General features: G+C 63.3%; 21 protein-coding genes and 1 pseudogene. 5 read left to right on the top strand and 17 right to left on the bottom strand.

The annotated features are described in order from the left end of the window. Positions 1-125: 125 nt before the first annotated feature. The gene (locus tag O3306_RS02130) at positions 126-2,189 is read left to right on the top strand and encodes an oxidoreductase (RefSeq protein ID WP_272002611.1); all 2,064 of its coding nucleotides are present in this window, start codon (positions 126-128) and stop codon (positions 2,187-2,189) included. Between the two features lie 12 nt (positions 2,190-2,201). Here the strand turns inward: O3306_RS02130 and rfbA are convergent, their stop codons facing one another. The 5 genes and pseudogenes from rfbA to O3306_RS02105 all read right to left on the bottom strand — a co-directional run bounded on the left by rfbA (position 2,202) and on the right by O3306_RS02105 (position 6,476). After that, positions 2,202-3,074, bottom strand: a complete 873-nt coding sequence (rfbA, locus tag O3306_RS02125) for a glucose-1-phosphate thymidylyltransferase RfbA (RefSeq protein ID WP_272002609.1) — start codon at positions 3,072-3,074, stop codon at positions 2,202-2,204. Further along, positions 3,071-3,937, bottom strand: coding sequence for a dTDP-4-dehydrorhamnose reductase (gene rfbD, locus O3306_RS02120; protein WP_272002606.1), 867 nt, complete (start codon positions 3,935-3,937; stop codon positions 3,071-3,073). The genes rfbA and rfbD overlap by 4 nt, the downstream gene beginning before the upstream one ends. Beyond that, a complete protein-coding gene (gene rfbB, locus O3306_RS02115; RefSeq protein ID WP_272002603.1) occupies positions 3,934-4,986 on the bottom strand; it encodes a dTDP-glucose 4,6-dehydratase in 1,053 nt (350 codons plus the stop codon). Before rfbB ends, rfbD begins: the two co-directional genes overlap by 4 nt. Continuing rightward, the gene (gene rfbC / locus O3306_RS02110) at positions 4,976-5,539 is read right to left on the bottom strand and encodes a dTDP-4-dehydrorhamnose 3,5-epimerase (protein ID WP_272002600.1); all 564 of its coding nucleotides are present in this window, start codon (positions 5,537-5,539) and stop codon (positions 4,976-4,978) included. Before rfbC ends, rfbB begins: the two co-directional genes overlap by 11 nt. Positions 5,540-5,783: 244 nt before the next feature. Further along, positions 5,784-6,476: pseudogene (locus O3306_RS02105) on the bottom strand (IS6 family transposase). Between the two features lie 103 nt (positions 6,477-6,579). Here O3306_RS02105 and O3306_RS02100 point away from each other — a divergent pair. Next, the gene (locus O3306_RS02100; protein WP_272002597.1) at positions 6,580-6,849 is read left to right on the top strand and encodes a hypothetical protein; all 270 of its coding nucleotides are present in this window, start codon (positions 6,580-6,582) and stop codon (positions 6,847-6,849) included. On the opposite strand, the gene O3306_RS02095 is transcribed toward O3306_RS02100, so the two are convergent. Both O3306_RS02095 and O3306_RS02090 read right to left on the bottom strand, forming a co-directional pair. Continuing rightward, entirely contained in the window at positions 6,788-7,642 is an 855-nt protein-coding gene (locus O3306_RS02095; RefSeq protein ID WP_272002594.1) for an SDR family oxidoreductase, read from the bottom strand. The two genes, O3306_RS02100 and O3306_RS02095, sit on opposite strands and share 62 nt — an antisense overlap. A gap of 76 nt (positions 7,643-7,718) precedes the next feature. Beyond that, entirely contained in the window at positions 7,719-8,138 is a 420-nt protein-coding gene (locus O3306_RS02090; protein ID WP_272002591.1) for a VOC family protein, read from the bottom strand. A gap of 105 nt (positions 8,139-8,243) precedes the next feature. Here O3306_RS02090 and O3306_RS02085 point away from each other — a divergent pair, with 105 nt between their 5' ends. The 3 genes from O3306_RS02085 to O3306_RS02075 all read left to right on the top strand — a co-directional run bounded on the left by O3306_RS02085 (position 8,244) and on the right by O3306_RS02075 (position 11,113). Continuing rightward, positions 8,244-9,707 carry an AMP nucleosidase gene (locus tag O3306_RS02085; protein ID WP_442969962.1) on the top strand — a complete coding sequence of 488 codons (1,464 nt, stop codon included), beginning with the start codon at positions 8,244-8,246 and terminating at the stop codon, positions 9,705-9,707. Positions 9,708-9,848: 141 nt separating this feature from the next. Next, positions 9,849-10,136, top strand: a complete 288-nt coding sequence (locus O3306_RS02080) for an HU family DNA-binding protein (protein ID WP_272002587.1) — start codon at positions 9,849-9,851, stop codon at positions 10,134-10,136. Between the two features lie 80 nt (positions 10,137-10,216). Then, positions 10,217-11,113: a DMT family transporter gene (locus O3306_RS02075; RefSeq protein ID WP_272002584.1), complete on the top strand. Its 897-nt coding sequence runs from the start codon at positions 10,217-10,219 to the stop codon at positions 11,111-11,113. Here O3306_RS02075 and O3306_RS02070 read toward each other — a convergent pair. The 10 genes from O3306_RS02070 to O3306_RS02025 all read right to left on the bottom strand — a co-directional run bounded on the left by O3306_RS02070 (position 11,088) and on the right by O3306_RS02025 (position 23,076). Further along, on the bottom strand, positions 11,088-11,669 hold the full coding sequence (locus tag O3306_RS02070; protein ID WP_272002581.1) for an amino acid synthesis family protein: 582 nt from the start codon (positions 11,667-11,669) through the stop codon (positions 11,088-11,090). The genes O3306_RS02075 and O3306_RS02070 overlap by 26 nt on opposite strands. Continuing rightward, a complete protein-coding gene (locus tag O3306_RS02065; RefSeq protein ID WP_272002579.1) occupies positions 11,662-12,501 on the bottom strand; it encodes a UPF0280 family protein in 840 nt (279 codons plus the stop codon). Before O3306_RS02065 ends, O3306_RS02070 begins: the two co-directional genes overlap by 8 nt. After that, positions 12,498-13,898 (bottom strand): 6-hydroxynicotinate reductase, encoded by a 1,401-nt coding sequence (locus tag O3306_RS02060; protein WP_272002829.1) that lies wholly within the window; start codon positions 13,896-13,898, stop codon positions 12,498-12,500. Before O3306_RS02060 ends, O3306_RS02065 begins: the two co-directional genes overlap by 4 nt. A 41-nt stretch (positions 13,899-13,939) precedes the next feature. After that, the gene (locus tag O3306_RS02055; RefSeq protein WP_272002576.1) at positions 13,940-16,639 is read right to left on the bottom strand and encodes a molybdopterin-dependent oxidoreductase; all 2,700 of its coding nucleotides are present in this window, start codon (positions 16,637-16,639) and stop codon (positions 13,940-13,942) included. Next, on the bottom strand, positions 16,636-17,487 hold the full coding sequence (locus O3306_RS02050) for an FAD binding domain-containing protein (protein ID WP_272002827.1): 852 nt from the start codon (positions 17,485-17,487) through the stop codon (positions 16,636-16,638). The genes O3306_RS02055 and O3306_RS02050 overlap by 4 nt, the downstream gene beginning before the upstream one ends. 239 nt (positions 17,488-17,726) lie before the next feature. Next, a complete protein-coding gene (locus O3306_RS02045) occupies positions 17,727-19,010 on the bottom strand; it encodes a TRAP transporter large permease (RefSeq protein WP_272002574.1) in 1,284 nt (427 codons plus the stop codon). After that, on the bottom strand, positions 19,003-19,530 hold the full coding sequence (locus O3306_RS02040) for a TRAP transporter small permease (RefSeq protein ID WP_272002571.1): 528 nt from the start codon (positions 19,528-19,530) through the stop codon (positions 19,003-19,005). The genes O3306_RS02045 and O3306_RS02040 overlap by 8 nt, the downstream gene beginning before the upstream one ends. 54 nt (positions 19,531-19,584) lie before the next feature. Further along, the gene (locus O3306_RS02035) at positions 19,585-20,565 is read right to left on the bottom strand and encodes a TRAP transporter substrate-binding protein (RefSeq protein ID WP_272002568.1); all 981 of its coding nucleotides are present in this window, start codon (positions 20,563-20,565) and stop codon (positions 19,585-19,587) included. A 102-nt stretch (positions 20,566-20,667) separates the two neighbouring features. Next, positions 20,668-21,549 (bottom strand): NAD(P)-dependent oxidoreductase, encoded by an 882-nt coding sequence (locus tag O3306_RS02030; protein ID WP_272002825.1) that lies wholly within the window; start codon positions 21,547-21,549, stop codon positions 20,668-20,670. A gap of 39 nt (positions 21,550-21,588) precedes the next feature. Further along, the gene (locus O3306_RS02025) at positions 21,589-23,076 is read right to left on the bottom strand and encodes an aldehyde dehydrogenase family protein (protein WP_272002565.1); all 1,488 of its coding nucleotides are present in this window, start codon (positions 23,074-23,076) and stop codon (positions 21,589-21,591) included. Positions 23,077-23,372 lie beyond the last annotated feature (296 nt).

The raw sequence follows: 23,372 nt of genomic DNA, 5'->3' as shown, positions 1-23,372 counted from the left end.
GCCTCCGGCTGAGTACCGGGTGGTTAAAGCAGGGGGCGTGAGGGCTGACAAGGGCGCTCTGGGCGCTGGGCAGCCGGGGCAGGGTGTGTAAAATGGGCACGACCAACTCAGACTAAAGGCCCAACATGCGAAATCCGATCCACGATATTCTGTTCGAACCCGTCCAGCTGGGCCCTGTTACCGCGCCGAACCGGTTCTATCAGGTGCCTCACTGCACCGGCATGGGCTATCGCTATCCCCGGAGCGAGGCGGCGCATCGCGGGGTCAAGGCGGCCGGTGGCTGGGGCGTCGTGTCGACGCAGGAAACCGAGATTCACCCCACCTCTGATCTATCTTCGTCGAACGAGGCGCGGCTGTGGGATGATCGCGACATTCCGGCGCTGCGGCTGATGACCGAAGCGGTGCACGAACATGGCAGCCTGGCCGCGATCCAGCTGGCCCATAACGGGCTGCACTCGGCCAACCGCTATTCGCGCCGCATCCCCCTGGCGCCGTCCGCCGTTGTGGTGGACAGCAACGACCCGGTGAATGCGCGGGCGATGGACAAGGCCGATATCAAGGCATTCCGCGGCTGGCATGTCGACGCTGCCCGTCGGGCCAAGACGGCAGGGTTCGACATCGTTTATGTCTATGCGGGCCACGACATGACGCTGTTGCAGCATTTCCTGTTGCACCGGCACAATCACCGTACCGACGAATATGGCGGATCACTGCAGAACCGTGTGCGGCTCTTTCGCGAGGTGATCGCAGACACGCGCGATGCGGTGGGCGATACCTGCGCCATCGCCGTGCGCTTTGCCGTTGAAGAATTGCTGGGGCCAGAGGGCATCCGCCACGATGTCGAGGCGCGCGAAGTGATCGAGGCATTGGCCGAAGAGCCGGACCTCTGGGACGTCAACCTGTCGGACTGGTCAAACGACAGCCAGACATCGCGCTTTGCCAAGGAAGCGTATCAGGAGCCCTATACAGAATTCGTCAAATCCGTCACGACCAAGCCGGTGGTCGGGGTCGGGCGCCATACCTCGCCCGATACGATGGTGCGCCTGATCAGACAGGGCAAGCTGGACATGATCGGCGCGGCCCGCCCCTCCATCGCCGACCCCTATCTGCCCAGAAAGATCGACGAGGGCAGGCTGGAAGAGATCCGTGAATGCATCGGCTGCAACATCTGCGTGTCGGGAGATAACACCTGCGTGCCGTTCCGCTGCACGCAGAATCCGACGGCGGCCGAGGAATGGCGGCGCGGTTGGCACCCCGAGATCATCACCCGGCCCAAGCAAACCGAGCCATATCTGATCATCGGCGGTGGTCCTGCCGGGCTGGAGGCGGCGCGGGTTCTGGTCAAGGCCGACAATGACGTCACAATCGCCGAAGCCAGCGATCACTGGGGCGGGCGCGTCACCGCCGAAAGCCAGCTGCCCGGCCTTGCCGAATGGGCGCGGGTCCGCGACTGGCGCATGTGGCAATTGCAGCAGGTGCAAAACGCCGAGCTTTACCTGAGCAGCCCGCTGAGTGCGGCGGATGTGCTGGAATACGGCATCGCCAATGTGGCGATCGCCACCGGGTCCTACTGGCGCAGGGACGGAATGGGGCGGGCGCATCGCCAGCCGCTGGGCTTTTTGCAAAAGGGCAATGTGCTGACGCCGGATGATGTCATGCAGGGCGGGCTGGAACGTGATGCCGCGTCGGGGCCGATCATCATATTCGATGATGACCGGTTTTATCTCGGCAGTGTGCTGGCAGAGGTCGCGGTAGCCACCGGGCGCGCGGTGGTTTTCGTGACACCCACATCCATGGTCGCGCCCTGGTCGGACTTCACACTGGAACAGCACCGCATCCAGAAACGCCTGATCGACCTGGGCGTGGAAATCGTGGCGAACAGCAAACTGGCCGATATGGACAGCGCCAGCCTCACGCTGGAATGTGTCTATGCCGGCAAGCTGCGCCAGATTGACTGCGCCACGTTAGTACTAGTGACCGCGCGCCTGCCCAACGATCAGCTTTGGGATGACCTTAACGCGCGGCAGGACGACTGGCAGGATGCGGGCCTGCGCAAGGTCACGCGGATCGGTGATTGCTACGCCCCCGGCCTGATCGCAGCGGCGGTCTATGGGGGGTACAAATATGCACGCACGGCGATGGACGGCGGTGATGCCGTCCTGCGCGAGGATATGAACGTGAATGTCTGAGAGAGGCCCATTTTACTTCAGCAGCCGCAGCAAATACGACCCATAGGCGTTTTTGGCGAACAATTCCGCCCGCGCCCGCAGCTGATCGGCGTCGATCCAGCCTTGGGCGTAAGCGATCTCTTCGGGGCAGCCCGCCTGCAACCCTTGCCGTTCCTGCAATGTGCGCACAAAATTCCCGGCATCCAGCAGGCTGGCATGGGTGCCGGTATCAAGCCACGCATAACCGCGCCCCATGCGGCGCACCTTTAGCGTGCCGTCGTCAAGATAGCTTTGCAGCAGCGTGGTGATCTCCAACTCCCCCCGCGCTGATGGGGTGACGGCGCGAGCCCGCTCTGGAGCGCTGCCGTCCAGGAAATAGAGCCCGGTCACCGCATAGGGCGATCCGGGCACTTCGGGCTTCTCGATGATCGACACCGCGCGGTCCTGCTTGTCAAAGGTGACGACGCCGTAGCGTTCGGGATCGGCCACGTGATAGCCAAAGACCGCTCCGCCTACCCGCTGCGCATCTGCCTCGGCCAGCATCTCGGGCAGGCCGTGGCCGAAAAAGATGTTGTCCCCCAGCACCATGGCTGAGGGCGCGCCATCCAGAAAATCCTCGGCCAGGATATAGGCCTGCGCCAACCCGTCGGGCGAGGGCTGTACGATCCATGTCAGTGTGAGCCCCCATTGCGACCCGTCGCCCATCAGGCGCTGAAACTGCGCCTGATCCTGCGGCGTGGTGATCACGGCAATCTCGCGGATGCCCGCCAGCATCAGCACGCTGAGCGGGTAATACACCATCGGCTTGTCATAGATCGGCAACAGCTGCTTGGACACGCCCATGGTGATCGGGTGCAGGCGGGTGCCGGTGCCGCCTGCCAGAATGATGCCTTTGCGCTGGGTCATGGGGTGGCTCCTCTGAGGGCGGTGATGATGAGTTCGAGCGCGCGTTGCCAATCGGGCCGCTCGATTCCGAACGCGGCATGCAGGCTGCTGCAATCAAGCCGCGAATTGGCCGGGCGGCGCGCCGGTGTCGGATAGTCCGCACTGGGGATATCCGCCACCTCGACCGTCAGCCCGGCGATGGCAAAGATCGCGCGCGCAAACTCTGCCCAGCTGACATCGGGCCTGCCGGTAAAGTGATAGGTGCCCGACAGTTCGGGCTCTGCTGCCAGCCGCTCGGCACAGTGCAGGCACGCGGTGGCGATGGCGGCGGCAGGGGTCGGACCGCCGATCTGATCTGCGACAACGGTCAGCCGGTCCCGCTCCGCCCCGAGGCGCAGCATGGTTTTCACGAAATTGTTGCCATGCGCGGAAAACACCCATGACGTCCGCAGGATCACGTGATTGCCGCCCGCCGCCCGTACCGCCGCCTCACCCGCCTGTTTGCTACGCCCGTAGGCCCCCAGCGGCGCGGTGGCATGATCAGGGGCAAAAGGCATCTGGCCGCTGCCATCAAACACGTAATCGGTCGAGATTTGAAGAAACGGAATGCCCATCGCGGCGCATTCGGTCGCCAGCACGCCGGGCGTGTCGGCATTGATCTGGGTCGCCAGCGGCTCTTCTTCTTCGGCGTCGTCCACACGCGTATAGGCGGCAGCGTTGATCACCGCATCGGGCCCATGCTGCTTCAGCGCGGCAAGGCACATCAGCGGATTGGTGAAATCCGCCTCATCGCGCCCCAGACAGGTGATCTCGTGCGGTCCTGCGCCCAAACGTCCCAGTTCCTGCGCGACCTGCCCGGTCTTGCCGAATACCAGCAGCCTCATGCCGTGCCAAGCCGTGTGCTCACGCCGTCGCGTGTCAGCAGCGCGCGCCACCACGGCTCGTTCTCCAGATACCACTCCACCGTCCGTCGCAGACCTTGCTCAAGCGTAACCGACGGTTGCCAGCCCAGCTCGTCCCGGATGCGGCTGGCGTCGATGGCATAGCGCAGATCATGCCCGGGCCGGTCGGTGACAAAGGCGATCTGCTCGGCATAGGGGGTATCCTTGGGCCGCAACTCGTCCAGCAAGGCGCAGATCATCCGCACCAGATCAATATTGCGCCGCTCCTCGTTGCCGCCGATGTTGTAGCTGCGCCCGGTCTGCCCGCGCGTCAGCACCGTCAGCAACGCATCGGCATGATCCTCGACATAAAGCCAGTCGCGCACGTTCTCGCCCTTACCGTAGACCGGAATTTCGCGCCCCTCCAGCGCCGCGATGATCACCACCGGAATCAGCTTCTCAGGGAAATGGTAGGGGCCGTAATTGTTCGAGCAATTGGTCAACAGGACGGGCAGACCGTACGTTTCGTACCATGCGCGCACCAGATGGTCGGATGATGCCTTGGAGGCCGAATAGGGGCTGCGCGGGTCATAGGGCGTATCTTCGGTAAAGAACCCCTCGGGCCCGAGCGAGCCATACACCTCGTCTGTCGAGACATGATGAAAGCGAAACCCCTCGGGTTGCCCGCTTTCCAACCAATAGGCGCGCGCGGCCTCAAGCATGTAGTAGGTGCCGGTGACGTTAGTCTCGATGAACGCGCCGGGGCTGTCGATGGAGCGGTCCACATGGCTTTCGGCGGCCAGATGCAAGACCGCGTCGGGCCGGTGCTTGGCAAAGATCAGGCCCAGCGTTGCACGGTCTCGGATATCGGCATGTTCGAAGGCATAAAGGTCGCTGTCGGCGACACTGGCCACATTGTCGAGACAGGCCGCGTAGGTCAGTGCATCAAGGTTGATCACCCTGTGCCCGGCCGCCACCGCCTGCCGCACCACCGCGGACCCGATGAACCCGGCCCCGCCGGTTACAAGGATGCATTTCGCCTTATCCGTCATGTGTAAACGGGCAGATCACATCGCGCAGGCGCGGGGCATCGGCGTCTTTGTCGGACAGGATCGGCGCGGTATCGCCCAGACCCCAGTCAATTCCTATATCGGGATCATCGAACCGGATCGCGCCATCGCATTCGGGCGCGTAGTAGTCCGAGCATTTGTAAATCACTTCGGTTTCGGCCTCACGCGTGACGAAGCCGTGCAGGAACCCTGCCGGGATCAGCAACTGCCGACCGTTGTCATAGCTCAGTTCCTCGGCCACCCAATGTCCGAAGGTCGGGCTGCCGCGGCGAAAATCTACCGCCACATCGAGCAACCGGCCACGACCGCAGCGCACCAGCTTGGCCTGGGCGTGGGGCGGCGACTGGAAATGCAGGCCGCGCACCGTGCTGATGCCGTGCGACAGCGAATGATTGTCCTGCACGAAATCGATCTCTATCCCGACCTCGGCCAGTGTGCGCCGGTTCCAGCTTTCGCTGAAAAAACCGCGCGCATCGCCAAATCGGCGCGGGGTAAGGACCAGTACGCCCGGCAACGCTGTTTCGGTTATTTCCAACCCGGATACTCCTGCCCATTCCTGCCCCGCGGGATTGATACCAACAGGGCCATGCCGTGTCACGCCCCAAGGGGCGCACCCCGTTGTCGCGGAAATCTGTTAAATTCTCCTGAATCTTCCCATTTAGGCCGCATTTACAAAGGTAACCCTTAACCGCCATGCGGCACGGTCAGCAGCGAGTGAACGTGAGAGGGTGTTGTCAACTTAACTCGCCGGCCGCGAAGAGATGGCCGGTCTTGGAGCGTCAGATGCTTGCGGCCTCTTTCCAGGCGTCGAAGGCCTCCATTCTGTGATAGCGTGTTGCGTTTGCGGAACGGCGGCGGGCAGGTATCGAGAAGCGGTTTCGGGCGGCAGACTGGCATGTCACAAACCGTTGCAACCCGCCCGGAGAGCGGAAATCTTGAATGCAGCGCTCTCGTTTTCGAAACGGCAAATGGCTGTTCTCGGCCCGATTGTTCAGGCCTTTGTGGGAGCGATGTTCAAGGCCGGACACGATCTCGCGTCTGGCTGCGCCGTAGGAGCGCAGCTTGTCCGTGACGGTCCGTTTGGGCAGGCCAAACCGCTTGATCAGCGCTTTCAAAAGACGCTTTGCAGCGCGCTTGTCGCGCTTAGATTGCAGGATTTCTTCCAGAACGATCCCCTCTTGGTCAACCGCGCGCCAGAGCCAGAATTTCCGCCCCGAGATCGTCACCGCAACTTCGTCGAGATGTCAGACATCCCCCGGACGCGCCTGCCGCCGGCGCAAGTTTCGGGCGATCTGCGGGGCGAATTTCGCCACCCAACGCCGGATCGTTTCGTAGGAAACGTCAATGCCACGCTTCAGGAGCATTTCCTCGACTTCGCGCAGGGAGAGGTTGAAACGGACGTACAGCCAAACCGCGTGCGCGATGATCTCTGGTGGAAAACGGTGGCGCTTGTAGCTGACGATCATGCTCATGCGCAGCAACTACGCAAAATTTCCAACGCTTCCAACAAACCCGAGTTAATGTGACAATGCCTTTGGCCTTGCTATCCGCGAGGCTTTGGCGCGCGGCGTTCGCGTGATCCAGACCGATACCGGCGGCACGGTCGAACATGACGCGGCACAGGGGGCCGACATGATCCCCATCGGGGCAGGCCCCCCCCTGCGCGCGCAAACCGAGGCGCATCTGGCGCGCGGGATCGTGCCGCAGGACCCCGTGCCGGTCGTGTCTTTCGACGATCAGGCGGCGGCGTTCCTGACGTTGATCCGCCCCTTGCTAGGTTCGGTCAGCCTTCGGCAGCCAGCAGGGCGGCCAGCCCGTCGCGGTAACTGGGATAGCGCAGCGTGACACCCAGTTCGTCCTTGATCAGCGCGTTACGCACGCGCTTGGATTCAGCATAGAAACTGCGCGCCATGGGCGTCATGTCAGCCTCGTCAAAGGGAATCGCCGGCGGGATCGGCACGCCCAGCAATTCGGCTGCATGGGCAATCACGTCTTCGGGCGGGGCCGGATCGTTATCGCACACGTTGTAGATCGCACCCGGTCGCGGCGCACGGATCGAGGCCAGCAAGACCTGCGCGATATCCTCGACATGGATGCGGCTGAAAATCTGGTTCGGCTTGATGATCCGGCGGGCCGTGCCCGCCCGCACCTTGGCAAAGGGGCCGCGCCCCGGCCCGTAAATCCCTGCGAGGCGAAAGATATGCAGCGGCAGTCCGGGGATCGCTTGCCACGCGGCCTCGGCGCGGGCACGCATCTGGCCGCGCCGGGTGCTGGGGGCGAGCGGCGTCGCCTCATCCACCCAGCCGCCGGCGTGATCGCCGTAAACACCGGTGGTCGACAGGTAGCCTGCCCATTCCAGCCGCGGTGCGATCCGCGTGATGGCGTCCCCCAGCGCATTCAGCACCGGATCACCATCTGCGTCCGGCCCGGCCGAGATCAGCAGATGCGTCGCATCCGCCAGCGCCGCCTCCACATCGCCACCGGGAAAGATCACCACCTCAGCTCCCGTTGCAGTCAGCGCCGGGACCTTGTCATCACTGCGCGTGGTGCCGATCACGCGCCACCCAAGGGGCAGTAGCTGGCGGGTCAGGGCGCGGGCCGAATAGCCGTGGCCGAAAGAGAGCAATGTCTGGGTCATGCCAACGATATGCGCTGGCGCTGTGCTATGCGCAACCGTTTGATCGCCATCCCGCGGTCTGGCACTCGCGCGCCTGTCACAGTGGCCGCGACGCGACCCAAGCATAGCCGTTTTCGCACAGGATATAGACTTCGCGCAGCCCGTGCGGCTTGTCCGTCGCCGCTTGCAGCACATGCGCGCCCATCGATTCGGCTCTCGTTTGTGCCGCGTCGGGGTCGGTGTGGTAGAAACGGAATTCGGCCCCGCCGCCACGCACACCCGCCTCTGGGATGAGGCTTGGCAGGGGGTGGGAATGATAAGTGCCGTCGCTGTGCAGTTGCATGATGCTGCCGTGATAGCGGATGATCGCGAAATCATCCGTGATCTGATGCGCCTCGACCTCGAAAACCTCGGTCAGAAAGGCGACCTGACGTTTTACGTCCCGCACTAGGATATTCAGCCCGATCCCGGTCAGTGATGCTCCGAACGTCTCGGCGCTGATCGTCTCGTAATCCATTCGGCGACCCGCTCTGTCCTACTCTACCATAGCTTGATCCCCGCGCCCCCTCGTGTCAACGTGGCCGTCAAAGAGGCAAGGCAGGCACATATGCATCAGGCAGACATGAGCATTGACACCCCCGTTGCGCCGCCACACGCGGAATTCACCGATGCGCAGGCCGCGGTGGATCACCTTTGCACGCTCTACGATATGGCGGTGCAGTTTCTTTGCCAGTCCTTCGATGCGGCAATGGCAGGCCCCGTGCCCAACCGTCGCTTCCGCGCCTTCTACCCAGAGATCCGGATCACCACCACGTCATTCGCCAAGATCGACAGCCGGCTCAGCTTTGGCCACGTGTCCGCGCCGGGCACCCACGCCACGACGATCACCCGGCCCGACCTCTTTCGCGATTACCTGACTCAGCAGATCGAGCTGCTGATCAGCAACCACGGTGTTCCGGTCAGCATTGGTGTGTCGGACACGCCGATACCGGTGCATTTTGCGGTGGCGCAAGTCCCCGAAATGACCGTGCCCCATGCTGGTGCTACCAAGTTCACGTTGCGCGATGTATTTGATGTGCCGGATCTCAGCACAACCAACGACAATATCGTGAACGGGACCGCGCGCCCGGCCCCCGACGGGACAGAGCCGCTGGCGCCATTCACTGCGCAGCGCGTGGACTACTCGCTGGCGCGGCTCGCACATTACACCGCGACCGAGCCCGAGCATTTCCAGAACCACGTCTTGTTTACCAATTACCAGTTCTACGTTGCTGAGTTCGAGGCCTATGCCCGCCGCGCGCTGGCCGATCCGGACAGCGGTTACACCAGCTTCGTCAGCACCGACAATGTCGAGATCACCGAGGCTGATGCGCCGCTGGACGTGCCGCTGAAACTGCCGCAGATGCCAGCCTATCACCTCAAGCGTCCGGGCCGCGCGGGGATCACGCTGGTGAATATCGGCGTCGGCCCGTCCAACGCCAAGACCGCAACCGATCATATCGCCGTGCTGCGCTCGCATGCCTGGATCATGGTCGGCCACTGTGCGGGGCTGCGCAATTCCCAGAATCTGGGGGATTTCGTGCTGGCACATGCCTATCTGCGCGAGGATGGTGTTCTGAATGCGGACATCCCGATCTGGGTGCCGATCCCGCCGCTTGCCGAAATCCAGATAGCCCTGCAAGAGGCGGTGGCCGAGCAGGCCCGTCTGACCGGGTACGACATCAAGCGGATCATGCGCACCGGCACCGTCGCCAGCCTCGACAATCGCAACTGGGAATTGCGTGACCAGTCTGGCCCGGTGCAGCGCCTCAGCCAGAGCCGCGCCATCGCGCTGGATATGGAAAGCGCCACGATCGCCGCCAACGGGTTTCGCTTTCGCGTGCCCTACGGGACGCTGTTATGCGTGTCCGACAAGCCGCTGCATGGCGAGTTGAAGCTGCCCGGAATGGCGTCGGAATTCTACAATACCCAGGTTGCGCGCCATCTGATGATCGGGATTCGTGCGATGGAAATGCTGTCCAAAATGCCGCTGGAGCGCATTCACAGCCGCAAATTGCGCTCTTTTCAGGAAACAGCGTTCCTTTGACGCTCTTCGTCCTGTCGAAATCTGTGGAAAAACGCATGTTTTCGCTTTTATCAGCGCCACTACTCGTTGTGTTACCCCACAAGATAGCGTTAAATTGCGCGGATGAGGCCCAATGAACGGGCAGTTGAAGGAGACCATTAAATGGCAAAACCTATGACCAAGACCCAGCTCGTTGCGGCACTGGCCGATGAGATGGACAGCGACAAGAAATCCGCAAACACAGCGCTTGACGCGATCATCGCTGTGATCACCCGTGAAGTTTCGGGTGGCGGTGCCGTGACGCTGCCCGGCGTCGGCAAGATCTACTGCCGTGAGCGCCCCGAGCGTATGGTCCGCAACCCCGCGACGGGCGAGCAGATCAAGAAAGAGGCCGACAAGGTTGTCAAGATGACCATCGCCAAGGCGCTGAAAGACAGCGTTAACGGCTAGGCTTGCATCAGCGTAGAGTTTCGGAAAGGGTCGCTCATATCGAGCGGCCCTTTTCAGTTTTCAGGCAGGACTTGTCAAACATGGATTTACGCGCAATCTTGATGGGCCTTGCCTTCGCCTTCATGTGGTCGAGCGCCTACACTTCTGCGCGCATCATTGTCACCGCGGCGCCGCCGGTCAGTTCACTGGCACTGCGGTTTCTGATTTCGGGCCTGCTGGGCATCCTGATCGCGCGGATGCTGGGCCAGAGCTGGCGGCTGACGCCCGCCCAATGGCGGGCAACGTTCGTCTTTGGTATCTGCCAGAACGCGCTTTATCTTGGGCTCTATTTTGTCGCGATGCAGACAATCGAGGCGTCCCTGGCCGCGATCATTGCCTCGACCATGCCGCTGTTGGTGGCGCTGGCAGGCTGGGTCGTTTATCGCGAGCGTCTGGCACCGATGGCGGTGCTCGGTCTTGTGGCGGGGATGGTGGGCGTCGCGATCATCATGGGCAATCGCCTGTCCGGTGGCGTTGATCTCTTTGGCTTGACGCTTTGCATTATCGGGGTGATTGCGCTGGCGGTGGCGACCCTGGCGGTGCGCGGGGCCACGTCGGGTGGTAATTTCCTGATGGTTGTCGGGTTGCAGATGCTGATTGCCAGTGCGGTGCTCAGCGTCGTGGCAGTTTCCACCGAGACGCTCGAGATCGATTGGAGTTGGCTGCTGGTGGCGTCCTTTGTCTATACGACGATTGTGCCTGGTCTCGGGGCGACGCTGGTGTGGTTCATGCTGGTAGAGCGAATTGGGGCCACACGCGCCGCCACGTTCCACTTTCTCAACCCGTTCCTGGGCGTGGCCGTCGCCGCGCTGATCCTGAACGAGCCATTGCAGTTCTACGACGTGGTCGGCGTCGTGGTCATCATGGGTGGCATCCTTGCGGTGCAGCTCTCGCGGCGCCCGGCGCGCCCCGTTAGCGCAAACCGTCCTCCCCCTTGACCTCGGCCACGGTCAGCCCGCCCATCCGGTCGTGAACCCGCCCGCCGCGCGACATTGCCAGAACGAACAACAGTTCATCACGGCGCGGCCCGTCCGGCAGGCCCACTTCCATCGCGTCGAAATGGCTACGCACATAGGCGGCATTGATATGGCCCAGCGGCACGTCGATCCGGCTGCCCGGCCCGCCCTGTTTCATCGCCGACGGTACAATCGCGCGTGCCTCGCCCAGCCGCGCGCGCATCGCATAGCCGCCCGGTACATGCCACAGTGCGGTATGTTCCAGCTCTCCGGCTTCGCCGCACATGGCGGCCTTGCCATAGCCGTCGATACCCTCGACACCGCCCATCGCGTCGATCAGCCGTTCGGTCATCGACAGGCCCAGCGGCTTCAGATCGTCCATCGCCGATTGCAGGTCTTCGGTATAGCTGCCGGCAAACGGGTTGCGCACCAATGTAGCTATGGCCGCGCGGCGGCGCGGCAGATCAGGCGCCGGGCCACCATCGTGGTGAATGTCTTCGACGAACAACATGGTTTTGCGCAAGGTGAATTCAGGCATCAATCGGCTCCGGTTCGGGTGTCAGAATATGCATATCGCGGGTCAAAACCTGCTGTGCGCCAAGGCTGAGAGAGGCCGCACAGATCAGCCCGCGCGCGCGAAATTGTTCGGCCCGTCGCAGGCCGCGGTGCAGGGCGCGCGCGATCTCTTCCTCGGTCAGCGGTCCGACGGCGACGGTCACAGGCCGAGTGCCCAGATCGCTGTCATCAAACAGGTCGCAAGCCGGCTTGCGGATGATCGCAGAATGGTCGGGCAAATCCACCGCATTGGTGATCAAGGTGGCCGCAGCATCAGCCATAGCAGCGTTTTGGGCCAGAACAGTGACGCTATCGGCGATGCCTAACGAATGGCTACGCCCGCGCCAGCCCGACGTGGCAACACCGCGCGCGGCGTCCTTGTAGTTGATAGTTGCCTGTCCGCCGGTGGTGCTGGCTATGGCGGCGGTCATGCTATGACCAGGGCCGAGGTGAAAGGCGACATCGCCGCCATTGTTCACATAGGCCTTGTCGATGCCGCCTGCGGCGGCCAGTGCCGCCAGCACGGCATCAGCCCCGGCACCTGCGACGGCGGCCATGGGTGTGATGAACTCGGTAAAGGGCACTGTTGCAGCCACCATTGCGGCCGCGACAGTGCCACGCGGCGGCGGCCCTTGCACGGCGCGCAGGCGGGGCAGCTCTGCGGCCAGCTCCTCCAGCAACGTGTCAAACCGCGCGACTGCGCGGGCCAGGCCCGCCTCGCGACCGGGGCCCGCTGCGCCAATGATCATGTCAATCGGCCCGTGATGCAGATGCAATCGCCCGCCAGAGATCCAATGCGCCTGTGGCCCACTCATTTTCGCGACCCTTTTGGCTGTACTTTGCGCACCGCGCTGCCGTACTCGCCGCCGCTTGCAATGATATCCGCTACGCCACGCACTGACGCTTCATGACCGCCGAGCGCGCGATAGTCCTCACGGGAAAGCGTGAATTCCAGCGGGGCGACCAGCGCAGGTGTCGGAACATAGCCGAAAGAGCCGTCGGGCATGTCCAGCACATCGACCATGATCGTGATCCCACCGCCGGGCCAGACATAGGCAGGTACGCCGCCGCAGGTCACACGGCATTGCCCGCTTTGCACCGAATGGGTCAGTTTGACCGGGTTGCGCGTCACGCCAGAGCGCAAGGAGCCGCCCGCACCGGCCTGAAACATCACCGTGCAAAGGGCTGGCTCGCAATTCTCTGCAATCAGATCGACCGAAGGCTTCAACTGTTCGGGCAGCGGCGCGGGCTGCGGCACCAGCGCATCGTCGAGTATGTAATATCCGTGATGCTCACCCGTGGTGGAGACCATCAGCAATGTCAGACCCGGCCGCGCGCCTTTCTTTTCCAGCCAAGGGTTCAGGATATCCAGCGGATCCTCGATATCCGTCCCACCCCAGCCCCGTCCGGGGCCCGCGACCTGAAAATACCGTCCGGGCGTCGATCGCCGCCCCTTGATCCGGATGCCGGTGTCAGGCCAGCCCAGCACCTTGCCCGCCTGATGTTCGCTGACGACGCCGGTGATGTGGTCGTCCACCACGACAACCTCATCCACCAGCCCCTGCCATTGTGACGCGAACATCCCGATCGTGGCGGACCCACAGCCGACGCGCATGCGCGCCTCGCGCTGCCCGTCCACGATGGGGGGCTGCCCGGCCTGAACGACGATATTGGCACCACCGTCGATGTCCAGTGCCACCGCCTCGCCATTGCACAGGCGCAATAGCGCATCGCAGGTCACGCGTCCCTCTGGCTTGGAGCCGCCGGTCAGATGTTCGACCCCGCCCAGCGAAAGCATCCGGCTGCCATATTCGCTGGTGGTAACATGGCCGATGACCTCGCCACCGGCGCGCACGATGGCGCGCTCTTCGCCAAGATGTCGGTCGGTGTCGATCTTCACTTTGACCCCGCAATAGGAAAAGATCGCCTCGGTCACGACAGTCACGAAATCCGCGCCATCCACCTCGCGGCTGACGATGAAGGGGGCCGGTTTGTAGTCAGGGTAGGTCGTGCCCGACCCGACGCCACTGACGAACAGATCATCACCGCCCAACCATTGCCCGTCCCAGTCGGCGGTCAGAAACGGCTTTACCTCTTCCCCGGCGGCAACGCGCCGGTCGAGGATGGTCAGCGGATCGCAACGCACAATCTTGCCGTCCTCGTTGCCGTACCGGTCGCAGGCCCCGATCTTGCCCGGCGCGATGTAGCACATCACCGGGCAGGCATCGCAGCGTATCTTTTCCTCTCGTGTGCTCACGCCTTGGCCTCGCGAATTGCGGCCAACACCCTATGTGGCAGCGCGGGCAGCGACGTGACCCGCGCGCCGCAGGCATGGCGGATGGCGTTCAGGATCGCAGGCGCTGTGGGGATCAGCACATGTTCGCCCAGCCCTTTGGCCCCCAGAGGCCCCTCGGGGTCCGGCACTTCCAGCAGGATCGTGTCGATCTGCGGCATGTCGCCGGTCGTCGGGATCAGGTAATCGTGCAGGTTCTCGGTGCGACCGGGGATGAACTCCTCCATCAGCGCCATGCCCAGCCCTTGCGCGATGCCGCCCTGCACTTGCCCCTCGGCTAGCTGCGGGTTGATCACCCGGCCCAGATCATGCGCGGCGGTCATCCGCGTCGCCTTGACCGTGCCCAGAACAGTATCCACCGTCACCTCGGCGATCTGGGCGCCGTAGCCATAGACCGCATAGGGCGCGCCCTGCCCATCGGCATCAAGGCCGGTGGTGGGGGGGTCATAGGTCTCTTCGGCGGCGATGGCATAGCCGTTGGCATCGGGCGCGATATCGCCCAGATTCACCCGCCGCTCACCTGCACCGTCGCGCAGGATCAGAACCCCGTTCTCCAGCGTGATCTGCGCCTCCGGGCCCATATTTCCCAGGCTCAGGATGGCCGCGCGCAGCGCCGCACCCGCCTGATAGGCGGCCTTGCCGGTCACGTAGGTCTGGCGCGAGGCTGATGTTTTGCCGCAATCGGGTGTCAGCGCGGTATCTGGCCCGATCAGGGTGAATTGCGCTACCGGCAGCCCCAGCGCCTCGGCGCAGATCTGGGTGATCACCGTGTTGCTGCCCTGTCCGATATCCGTGGCGCCCTGATGCAGCCGCAATGCGCCATCGGGCGTGATCCCCACCCGAACCGTTGACGGGTTCGGCAACCCGGTATTGCCACAGCCATACCAGCATGACGCGACACCGACACCGTGCCGCAGCGCACTGCCCGCCGCCGCCGCCGCGGCATTGCCCGCCTCGGCACGCTCCAGCGCAGCGGCCCAAGGCGTTTCAAGCGCCTCCAGACAGGCCGAAATCCCGACGCCCTGCAAGGCCTGCCCGCAAACCGTCTTTTGTCCGTCTTGCAGTGCATTGATCCGGCGGAATTGCAGCCGGTCGATCCCTGCCTGCAACGCCAGATCGTCATAGAGCGTCTCTTGCAGGATCGCGGCCTGCGGCACGCCAAAGCCGCGAAACGCGCCGGAAATGGCCGAGAAACTGTGCTGTGCATGTGCTTCGGCGTGGTAATCGGGCGTGAAGTAGGGGCCAGAGGCATGCACCGGCACACGCCCTGCCACGGTCGGGCCCCAACTGGCATAGGCACCGGTGTTGAAGGCGCCGTCGAATACCATGCCACAGATACGCCCCCGTGCATCCGCTCCGATCCGCGCGGTCATCTCTGCCGGATGTCGCTTGGTCGTGGAGGCCATCGATTCCGCCCGGCTATAGATCATCCGCGCGGGCCGCCCGGTCTTCAGCGCCACCAGTCCGATCAGCGGCTGCAATGACAGGTCGAGCTTGGAGCCGAACCCGCCGCCCGCTGCGGCGGGAATGATGCGTACCTTATCCGGCGGCAGGCCCAGAACCGTGGCCGTTCCGTCGCGGTCCATGACCGGCGCCTGCGTGCAGGCCTGTATCACCAGCGTGTTGCCATCCATCCACGCGACACCGGCTTCGGGCTCGATATAGGCATGTTCGATATAGGGAGTCGCCATGTCGCCGCTGGCCACGTAGGTCGCGCGCTCCAGTGCCGCCTGCGCATCTCCGCAGCGCACGCGCCCGGTAATCAGCAGGTTGTCTGCCCGGTTGGCATGCACCAGCGTCTCGTCAGTCTTTTCCCATGTGATCGGAAACGCGGCTAGGTCCAGCGCTTCGATCACCGCTGGTTCGCCGGCCACCAACGCCACCGCTTCGCCGCGCAGGCGCGCATGGCGCTCGGCCAGCGCGGGCTGGTCGGCAAAGGGCGGAATGGTGCCAAAGCGGTTCTCGCCGGGAATGTCGGCAGCGGTGAACACCTCGACCGGCCCGGCCTGCGCGGCTTGCCACGCCTTCAGATCACCGAATTGAAAGCGCGCCGGAGCCGAAGGCGCACGCACCGCGCGTACCAGCAACGTGCCCTCCGGGCAGGCATCGGCGCCGTAGATCTCGGAGCCGTCAACCTTCGGCCCACCGTCGAGCCGGGGAAGCGGCGCGCCGACCGACTGCCCGGTGAAATCGGGTGCGGCTGCGCCATCGCGCACATCGCAAACCGCATCGATGATCTTGGTATAGCCGGTGCACCGGCAGAGCACGCCGCCAAGTGCCGCCTCGGCCTGCGCGCGGCTGGGCTGCGGGGTATGTGCCAATAGCGCCGTTGCCGCCATCAGCATGCCGGGCGTACATATCCCGCATTGTGCTGCCCCGTGCCGCAAAAACGTCTGTTGCAACGCGCCTCGCGCCAACCCCTCTACCGTTGTCACGTCGCGCCCGGCGACCTGCGCGATCGGCGTCAGGCAAGCGCAGACCGGTGCGCCGTCCAACAACACCGTGCACGCGCCGCAATCGCCCGCATCACAGCCGACCTTGGTACCGCGCAGGGCAAGATCCTCGCGCAGCACCTCTGACAGGCGCCGCCCCGGTGCCACTGGCAGTGCATGTGCGGTGCCGTTCACCCGCAGGTTCAGCGTAGTCAGCGAGCGGTTCATAGTGCCTCACCAGTCAGATCGCGCAGCGCCCGGCGCACCAGTTCTGCCGCAGCATGGGCGCGGTACTGCCCATCCGCACGAATGTCGTCGATCGGTGCCAGCGCGGGCAGAATCAGATCGTCGGACACGGCTCGGCACAATGTGGCGTTCGCAGGCAACCCGATCAACGCCTCTTCCAATTGTGTCAGCCGCGTCGCCACGGCACTGCAAGCCCCTACCGCGATGGCGATTTGCGCAACGCATCCCTTTTCCACGACAAGCCGCGCGGCGACCATTGCGATGGAAATCACCAGGTACCGCCGCGCGCCCAGTTTAAGAAACCGCGACGTGCCGCCCATTCCCGACGGTGGTACCCAGAGCGCCGTCACCATTTCGCCTGCCTGCAGATCAACCTGCCGCACGCCGGTGATGAATGCGCCCAGCGGCACGCGGCGAACCCCCGCCAGAGATGACAGTTCAACCTCGGCGTCCAACGCCAGCAGGCAGGGCACCCCGTCAGCGGCAGGCGACGCGTTGCAGATATTGCCCGCCACCGTCGCGGCATTCTGGATCTGGACCGAGCCGACTTCGACGGCGGCCTGTCGCAGCATGTTGAAAGCGGGTGGCAGATCCGTGCGCACCACATTGCTCCATGTCGTAGCGGCGCCAATGCGTACGCCGTCCGCGGTAATCTCGATACCGTGTAGTGCGCCTACCCCGGTGATATCCAGCACCGGCCCTTCCAGCGCCCGCCGCTGCGTGGCGGCCAAAAGATCGGTACACCCTGCGGCAATTGTCGTCGGCCCGCCCGCAAGTACGCGCAGCGCCTCGGCCATTGTCTCGGGTCGGTAATATCCGCTCGCTTGCACAAAATCCCCCACGGCTCCGTGCCCGGATGGTGCGCCCGGCACCGGCGGGCTGTCAACCGAACTATTGTGCGATATCGCACCTGCGGCGCCGCCTCCACCGGTAGACCTTTTGCCGATGTACAACGACAAACCCATTCGAAGCCTGTCAGAGACAAGCAACACTAACATCGAGAGTACGCCGTAGGTTCGATTGGCCTACTGACAAGTCGCGCTGGAGTCCGTTGGGCGATGCGGACGCGTCAGAAGCCGCTGACAGTGGGCAGCCATGTCGACAGGATCGGCACGAAGGTGATCAGTAAAAGCGCGACCGCGAGGGCGATGAAAAACGGTGGCATCTCGCGAACCAGGGTCGATGGTTTCAGCCCGACTGTCGATGAGACGACGAAAATCAGGCTTCCGACCGGTGGCGTCGTCAGCCCGAGCGTCAGGTTGACGATCACGATGATGGCGAAATGGTTCGGGTCGATCCCAAGAGCATAGCTGATCGGCGCGAGGATCGGCACCAGGATCATCACCCCGGGCAGCGGGTCCATGAAGAGGCCGAATGCGATCAGCAGCAGGTTGACCGTCAGAAGGAATACGATCGGCGACAGGTCCCACGAGATGATGGTCTCGGCCAGAAACTGCGGCACGCTCTCGATGATCAGGATCCAGGCAAAGGCGCGCGCTGCGCCCAGGATCAGCAGCACCGCCCCCGAGGTCATCGCCGCGCGCAACACGATGCCGGGCAGGTCTCGCAGATGCAGCGAGCGGTATACGAACATGCCGACCACCAAGGCGTAGAACACCGCGATGACCGAAGCCTCGGTGGGAGTGAACACCCCGAAACGGATCCCGCCCACGATCAGCACGATCAGCACCAGCGCCGGCAGCGCATAGAAGGCAATCCGCGCGATCTCGGCCAGGGGCGGCATGGCCTGCCCCGAAGAATAGTTGCGGCGCTTGCTGACCTGCGCATTGGCCATCAGCACCATCGCTGTGATCAGGAGGCCCGGCAGAACCCCGGCCATGAACAGTGAGCCGACAGAGACGTTCTGATCCTGCATGGCATAGATGATCATGGTGATGGAGGGCGGAATGATCGGCCCGACAACGGCGCTGGCAATCGTCAGCGCACCGGCATAGGGGCGGTCATAGCCACCCTTTTCCATCATCCGGATCATCATAGTTCCAGGACCGGCGGCATCCGCCAGCGCGCTGCCGGAAATCCCGGCGAACATGGCCGAGCTGATGACATTAGCATGCCCCAGCCCGCCACGCATATGCCCCACGAGGGACTGCGACAGCCGCAGGATGGCATGGGTCACCGCGCCCCCGGTCATGATCTCGGAGGCAAGGATAAAGAACGGAACTGCCAGCAAAGGAAAGCTATCGAGCCCCGAGAACATCTCTTTTACCACCACAAGGGCGGGATAGTTCGACGCGAGCGTGATCGCGGCGAAAACGGCAATCGCCATCGCAAAGGCCACCGGCAACCCAAGCGCCAGAAGCAGGAACAGCGCGGGAAAGAGGATTTCAGCCATTGGCGCCGCCCGGCAGGGCATCGTTTTCGACGCCGAAGGAATGAAGCGACTTGTACGCGCCCGCCTGAATAAAGGGGCGCGCGATCAAAAGCAGATGGACGATGAGCAGCGCAAAGCCCACGGGCATCGCAGCATAGACATAGATGAACGGCAACCGCAGCGCCGGGGTCACCTGATACTGCATCCGCTGGGCATATTGCCAGCCGACGTAAACCATGAATGCAAAGAAGGTCAGCAGGATGAGAACGATAAACGCCCTGATGAATTTTTGTCTGGATTCGGAAAGGGCATCTTGCAGGTTGGTGATCGCGACATGCCCGCCGGTGCGCAGGATCAGACCAGCACTGGTGAAGGTGAGCCAGATCATGAGGTAGCGCGCGGCCTCATCTGCCCATGGCAGCGAATGCCCGGTCAGATAGCGCAACGAGATATTGGCCCCGACGATGATCGCCATCGCCGACAGCATCAGAACAAGCGCCCAGCCGTTCAGCGTGACGAAAAGGTTTTCGAGCCGTTTCAAGGGCGTCCCCCCGGGGAATGCGTCGGCGCCAAGGGCGGCACCGACGCGTTTTTATCACTCGAAGTTCACGATCGAGTCGACAAGGTCTTTGCCATAGGTCTTGTAATAGCCCTCATAGGCCGACGCGATGGAGGCTTGGAACGCAGCCTTTTCCTCGGTCGAAAGCGCGTTGATTTCCATGCCGCGCTCTTTCAGCGTTTCGACGCCGGTTGTCTCGACATTATCGACGTAACCGCGCATCTCGGCGACAGCCTCGTTCGCGGCCTTCTGGAAGGCGGCTTTCTGCTCGTCGTTCAGCCCGTCCCAGAACGGCTTCGAGACCAGCAGCATCGCGGGCGAATACACGTGGCCCGAGAGGGTCAGGTATTTCTGCACTTCGTTCAGCTTCACCGAAACGATCACCGACAGCGGGTTTTCCTGCCCGTCGATCACGCCCTGTTGCAGCGAAGAGATCACTTCCGGCCATGCCATCGGGGTCGGCGCGGCACCCATCGCGTTGAACGCGGCAAGGTGAACCGGGTTCTCCATGGTGCGGATCTTCAGCCCTTCCACATCCGCCGGAGTGTGGATCGGGTTGCGGTTGTTGGTGATGTGGCGGAAGCCCTGCTCGCCCCATGCCAGGCCCTTCAGGCCGACGCTGTCGAACTTGGCAAGGATATCCTGCCCGACCGGCCCATCGAGCACGTCGCGCGCATGGCTGAGGTCACGAAACAGGAAAGGAATGTCGAACACGCCCGTTTCCGGGACGAAATTCGCCAGCGTGCCCGAGGAAACGATGGTCGCCTCGATGGTGCCGATCTGAAGCCCTTCGATCACCTCACGCTCGCCGCCCAGGCCGGACGACGGGAAATGCTTGAATGAAAAGTCATCGCCGGTTTCGGCTGTCACGACTTCTTCGAACTTTTTGGCCGCGACGCCGTAGTGGCTGTCGGGGGCAAGCGCGTAACCGATCTTCACCTCGGTCTGAGCGAAGGCAGGAAAGCTTGCTGCAATGAAAAGGCCGGTTGAAACCAGCCCGCGAGTAAAGAATGTCATGGTCGTCCTCCCAATTGACGTTTGGATTTGCTACACAAGGAGCTTGTGAGTAGCAACCCCGCGACACAAACCAGCGATGCGGGGCTTTACCACCCGGTTGAATTAGCTGTCCGCTCTCCTTCGGAACAGCTTGACCAGTTCCGGCACGTAGGCCTCTCCGAGCCCCGCCTCGACCGGTTTTGCAAGAGCCGCCGACACCCCGTCGGCAACAACTGTCTGCGCGCCTGATGCCTCGGACATGGCGCGATAGTAATCGATGTCCTTCTGCGCGTTAGAGACCGCGAAAGGCAGCCCGTCGCGATCCTGCGAAACGATGTAGGGCGCAAGGCGATCAAGCGCGGCACTGGCCCCGCCGCCCCCGGCCAGCACGTCGACGAAAACCTGCGGGTCGACCCCGGCATCCGCGGCCTGGGCCGCGGCCTCGGCCAGCAGGGTCATGAAGCCGACCGAAACATAGTTGTGCAAAAGCTTGAGCCGGTGACCATGACCAAGCGCGCCGACGTGATCGACCTTCTCGGTGAAGGACGCCAGCACAGGGCGCACCTTTTCCAGCGCGTCCGCCGGGCCGCCAACCAACAGGTTCAGCTTGCCCTCATGGGCGTGTTTTGCCGTTCGGGTCATCGGCGCGTCGATATAGGCGCCGCCCGCCTGCGTGATGATCTCTCCCATCTGCAGGGTCGAATCCGGCAACGCGGTCGAGCAATCCACCACCACGGCGCCGGGCCGGATCGCCGAGGCGACCCCATCCGCGCCCGCAATGATCGCTTCGACTTGCGGTGAGCCGGTGACGCAGAGGATCACCACATCAGATGCCGCCGCCACCTCGGCCGGGGTGGCACAGGGCCGTGCACCAAGCCCCAGGATTTCATCCGTGGGCTGGTTGCCCGGATGGTCAAGAAAGCTGAGCGTGAACCCGCCACGCTTTAGAACGTTGCGGGCGATCCCGTGCCCCATGAGGCCGACGCCGATGATACCGACATGCATTTCCATGATCTCTCTTTTTTATATGCTTCGATGCGGCGCTTAATCCGCGTTGATCCAGATCGCCTTGGTGTCCAGATATTCTTCCATATGCTCGGTTCCGCCTTCGCGGCCATAGCCCGACATCTTGACGCCGCCGAAGGGTACGGCGGGATCAATCGCGTGATACATGTTGACCCAGACCGACCCGGCCTTGAGCCGATGCGCCAGCTTATGCGCGGTGCCTAGGTGGGTCGAAAACACCCCCGCCGCCAGCCCATAGGGCGTATCGTTGGCACGCGCGACCACCTCGTCGATGCTGTCGAACGGCAGGGCCGAGATGACGGGGCCGAAGATTTCCTCGCGCGCCACGGTCATCTGGTCGGTCACGCCGCCAAGCACCGTGGGTTGGAAGAAATGCCCGCCCTCAAGGCCGGGGCCTTCTGCGCGCGCGCCGCCGGTCAGCACCTCTGCGCCTTCCTTTGGGCCGACCGAAAGGAAGCCTGCGATACGCTCGGCCTGACGCGCGGAAATGATCGGGCCGATATCCGTGTCTTCGTTGATCCCGTGCCCGATCCGCAACGCAGCGGCGTAATCGGCCACCCGGCGCACGAATTCATCGTGGATTTCGCGAGCCACGAACAGGCGCGAGCCAGCGATGCAGATCTGTCCGGAATTGGCGAAAACCGCCATCGCCGCGACCGGCACGGCCTTCTCGATATCGGCATCGCGGCAGACGATAACGGGGGATTTCCCGCCAAGTTCCAGCGAGACCCGCTTCAGGTTTCCGGTGGCTGCGCGGGCAATCGCCTGTCCCGTCGCGGTCGATCCGGTGAAGACAATCTTGTCAACGCCCTGGTGTTCGGCCAGCGCGGCGCCTGCCTCGGCGCCCAAGCCCGTCACGATATTCAGAACGCCATCAGGAAGGCCCGCCTCCTGCATGATCCGGGCGATCATCAGAACGGTGAGCGAGGCTTCCTCGGACGGTTTCAAAACAACGGTGCAGCCGGTCGCGATGGCCGGTGCGATCTTCCAGATCGACCCGGCAATCGGCGCGTTCCACGGGATGATCGCCCCGACCACGCCGATGGGTTCGCGCACTGTCTGGGAGTAAATCTCACCGGGAAAGGAATTCGGGATCGTGGCGCCATGAATGGCCACCGCTTGCCCGGCATAAAATCGCAGCATCCCCAGAACGCGCCGGCTGTTGGCCAACGTGCGTTGGATCGGCATCCCCATGTCGAGCGTGTCCGACAGGCAGAGATCTTCCCATTCTGCCTCGAACCGATCAGCGATGCGCAACAGCAGCGCCTGACGCTCGAACGGGGTCCATTTGGCCCACGGACCTTCGAAGGCTTTGCGAGCGGCGCTCACGGCGGCGTCGATATCGGCGGTACCCCCCTTGGGTACCGTGGCCAGCAGGCTGCCATCTGCGGGGTTGCGCGCCTCGATCACCTCGCCCGAGCGTGCTTCGCACCATTGCCCGTCGATAAACATCCGGCGGAACCCGCCGTCATAAAGAGAGGTCGCGGCCGAGCTCCAATCCTTCATCGTGTCTTCACCTTGAATGTTCGTGTTATGCGTCGACGCCACTCGCAGTGCACGCCGGAACGGCGGTCGGAGCAGACGCTGCCGTTCCTTACACCAGCCCGTTTTGGAAAGACCAGCCGACTCTGACCTTGAGCGGGCGCGACGCGAAGTGGATCGTCCGGCGATAACGCAGGCAGGCGCGCGCTGACCGCCTTGGGCACTGGGCTTGGATGGGTCCAAGAAGACAGTCAAATTTTTTCTGAGACGTATCCAATTCCGAGCGCGCCTTTTTGGGCGTTGCGGGCGCTTAGCAACTG

Origin of the sequence: Roseovarius sp. ZX-A-9, assembly GCF_028369135.1 — a bacterium.
Lineage (GTDB): Bacteria > Pseudomonadota > Alphaproteobacteria > Rhodobacterales > Rhodobacteraceae > Roseovarius.
Note: the sequence above shows the minus strand (reverse complement) of the source record. Positions and strands in the feature narration are given on the sequence as shown.

Excerpts from the sequence above, each read along its gene's own strand:
- O3306_RS02130 (WP_272002611.1), top strand. The coding sequence starts at position 126 with ATGCGAAATCCGATCCACGATATTCTGTTCGAACCCGTCCAGCTGGGC.
- rfbA (WP_272002609.1), bottom strand. The coding sequence starts at position 3,074 with ATGACCCAGCGCAAAGGCATCATTCTGGCAGGCGGCACCGGCACCCGC.
- rfbD (WP_272002606.1), bottom strand. The coding sequence starts at position 3,937 with ATGAGGCTGCTGGTATTCGGCAAGACCGGGCAGGTCGCGCAGGAACTG.
- rfbB (WP_272002603.1), bottom strand. The coding sequence starts at position 4,986 with ATGACGGATAAGGCGAAATGCATCCTTGTAACCGGCGGGGCCGGGTTC.
- O3306_RS02095 (WP_272002594.1), bottom strand. The coding sequence starts at position 7,642 with ATGACCCAGACATTGCTCTCTTTCGGCCACGGCTATTCGGCCCGCGCC.
- O3306_RS02090 (WP_272002591.1), bottom strand. The coding sequence starts at position 8,138 with ATGGATTACGAGACGATCAGCGCCGAGACGTTCGGAGCATCACTGACC.
- O3306_RS02085 (WP_442969962.1), top strand. The coding sequence starts at position 8,244 with ATGAGCATTGACACCCCCGTTGCGCCGCCACACGCGGAATTCACCGAT.
- O3306_RS02080 (WP_272002587.1), top strand. The coding sequence starts at position 9,849 with ATGGCAAAACCTATGACCAAGACCCAGCTCGTTGCGGCACTGGCCGAT.
- O3306_RS02075 (WP_272002584.1), top strand. The coding sequence starts at position 10,217 with ATGGATTTACGCGCAATCTTGATGGGCCTTGCCTTCGCCTTCATGTGG.
- O3306_RS02070 (WP_272002581.1), bottom strand. The coding sequence starts at position 11,669 with ATGCCTGAATTCACCTTGCGCAAAACCATGTTGTTCGTCGAAGACATT.
- O3306_RS02065 (WP_272002579.1), bottom strand. The coding sequence starts at position 12,501 with ATGAGTGGGCCACAGGCGCATTGGATCTCTGGCGGGCGATTGCATCTG.
- O3306_RS02060 (WP_272002829.1), bottom strand. The coding sequence starts at position 13,898 with ATGTGCTACATCGCGCCGGGCAAGATCGGGGCCTGCGACCGGTACGGC.
- O3306_RS02055 (WP_272002576.1), bottom strand. The coding sequence starts at position 16,639 with ATGAACCGCTCGCTGACTACGCTGAACCTGCGGGTGAACGGCACCGCA.
- O3306_RS02045 (WP_272002574.1), bottom strand. The coding sequence starts at position 19,010 with ATGGCTGAAATCCTCTTTCCCGCGCTGTTCCTGCTTCTGGCGCTTGGG.
- O3306_RS02035 (WP_272002568.1), bottom strand. The coding sequence starts at position 20,565 with ATGACATTCTTTACTCGCGGGCTGGTTTCAACCGGCCTTTTCATTGCA.
- O3306_RS02030 (WP_272002825.1), bottom strand. The coding sequence starts at position 21,549 with ATGCATGTCGGTATCATCGGCGTCGGCCTCATGGGGCACGGGATCGCC.
- O3306_RS02025 (WP_272002565.1), bottom strand. The coding sequence starts at position 23,076 with ATGAAGGATTGGAGCTCGGCCGCGACCTCTCTTTATGACGGCGGGTTC.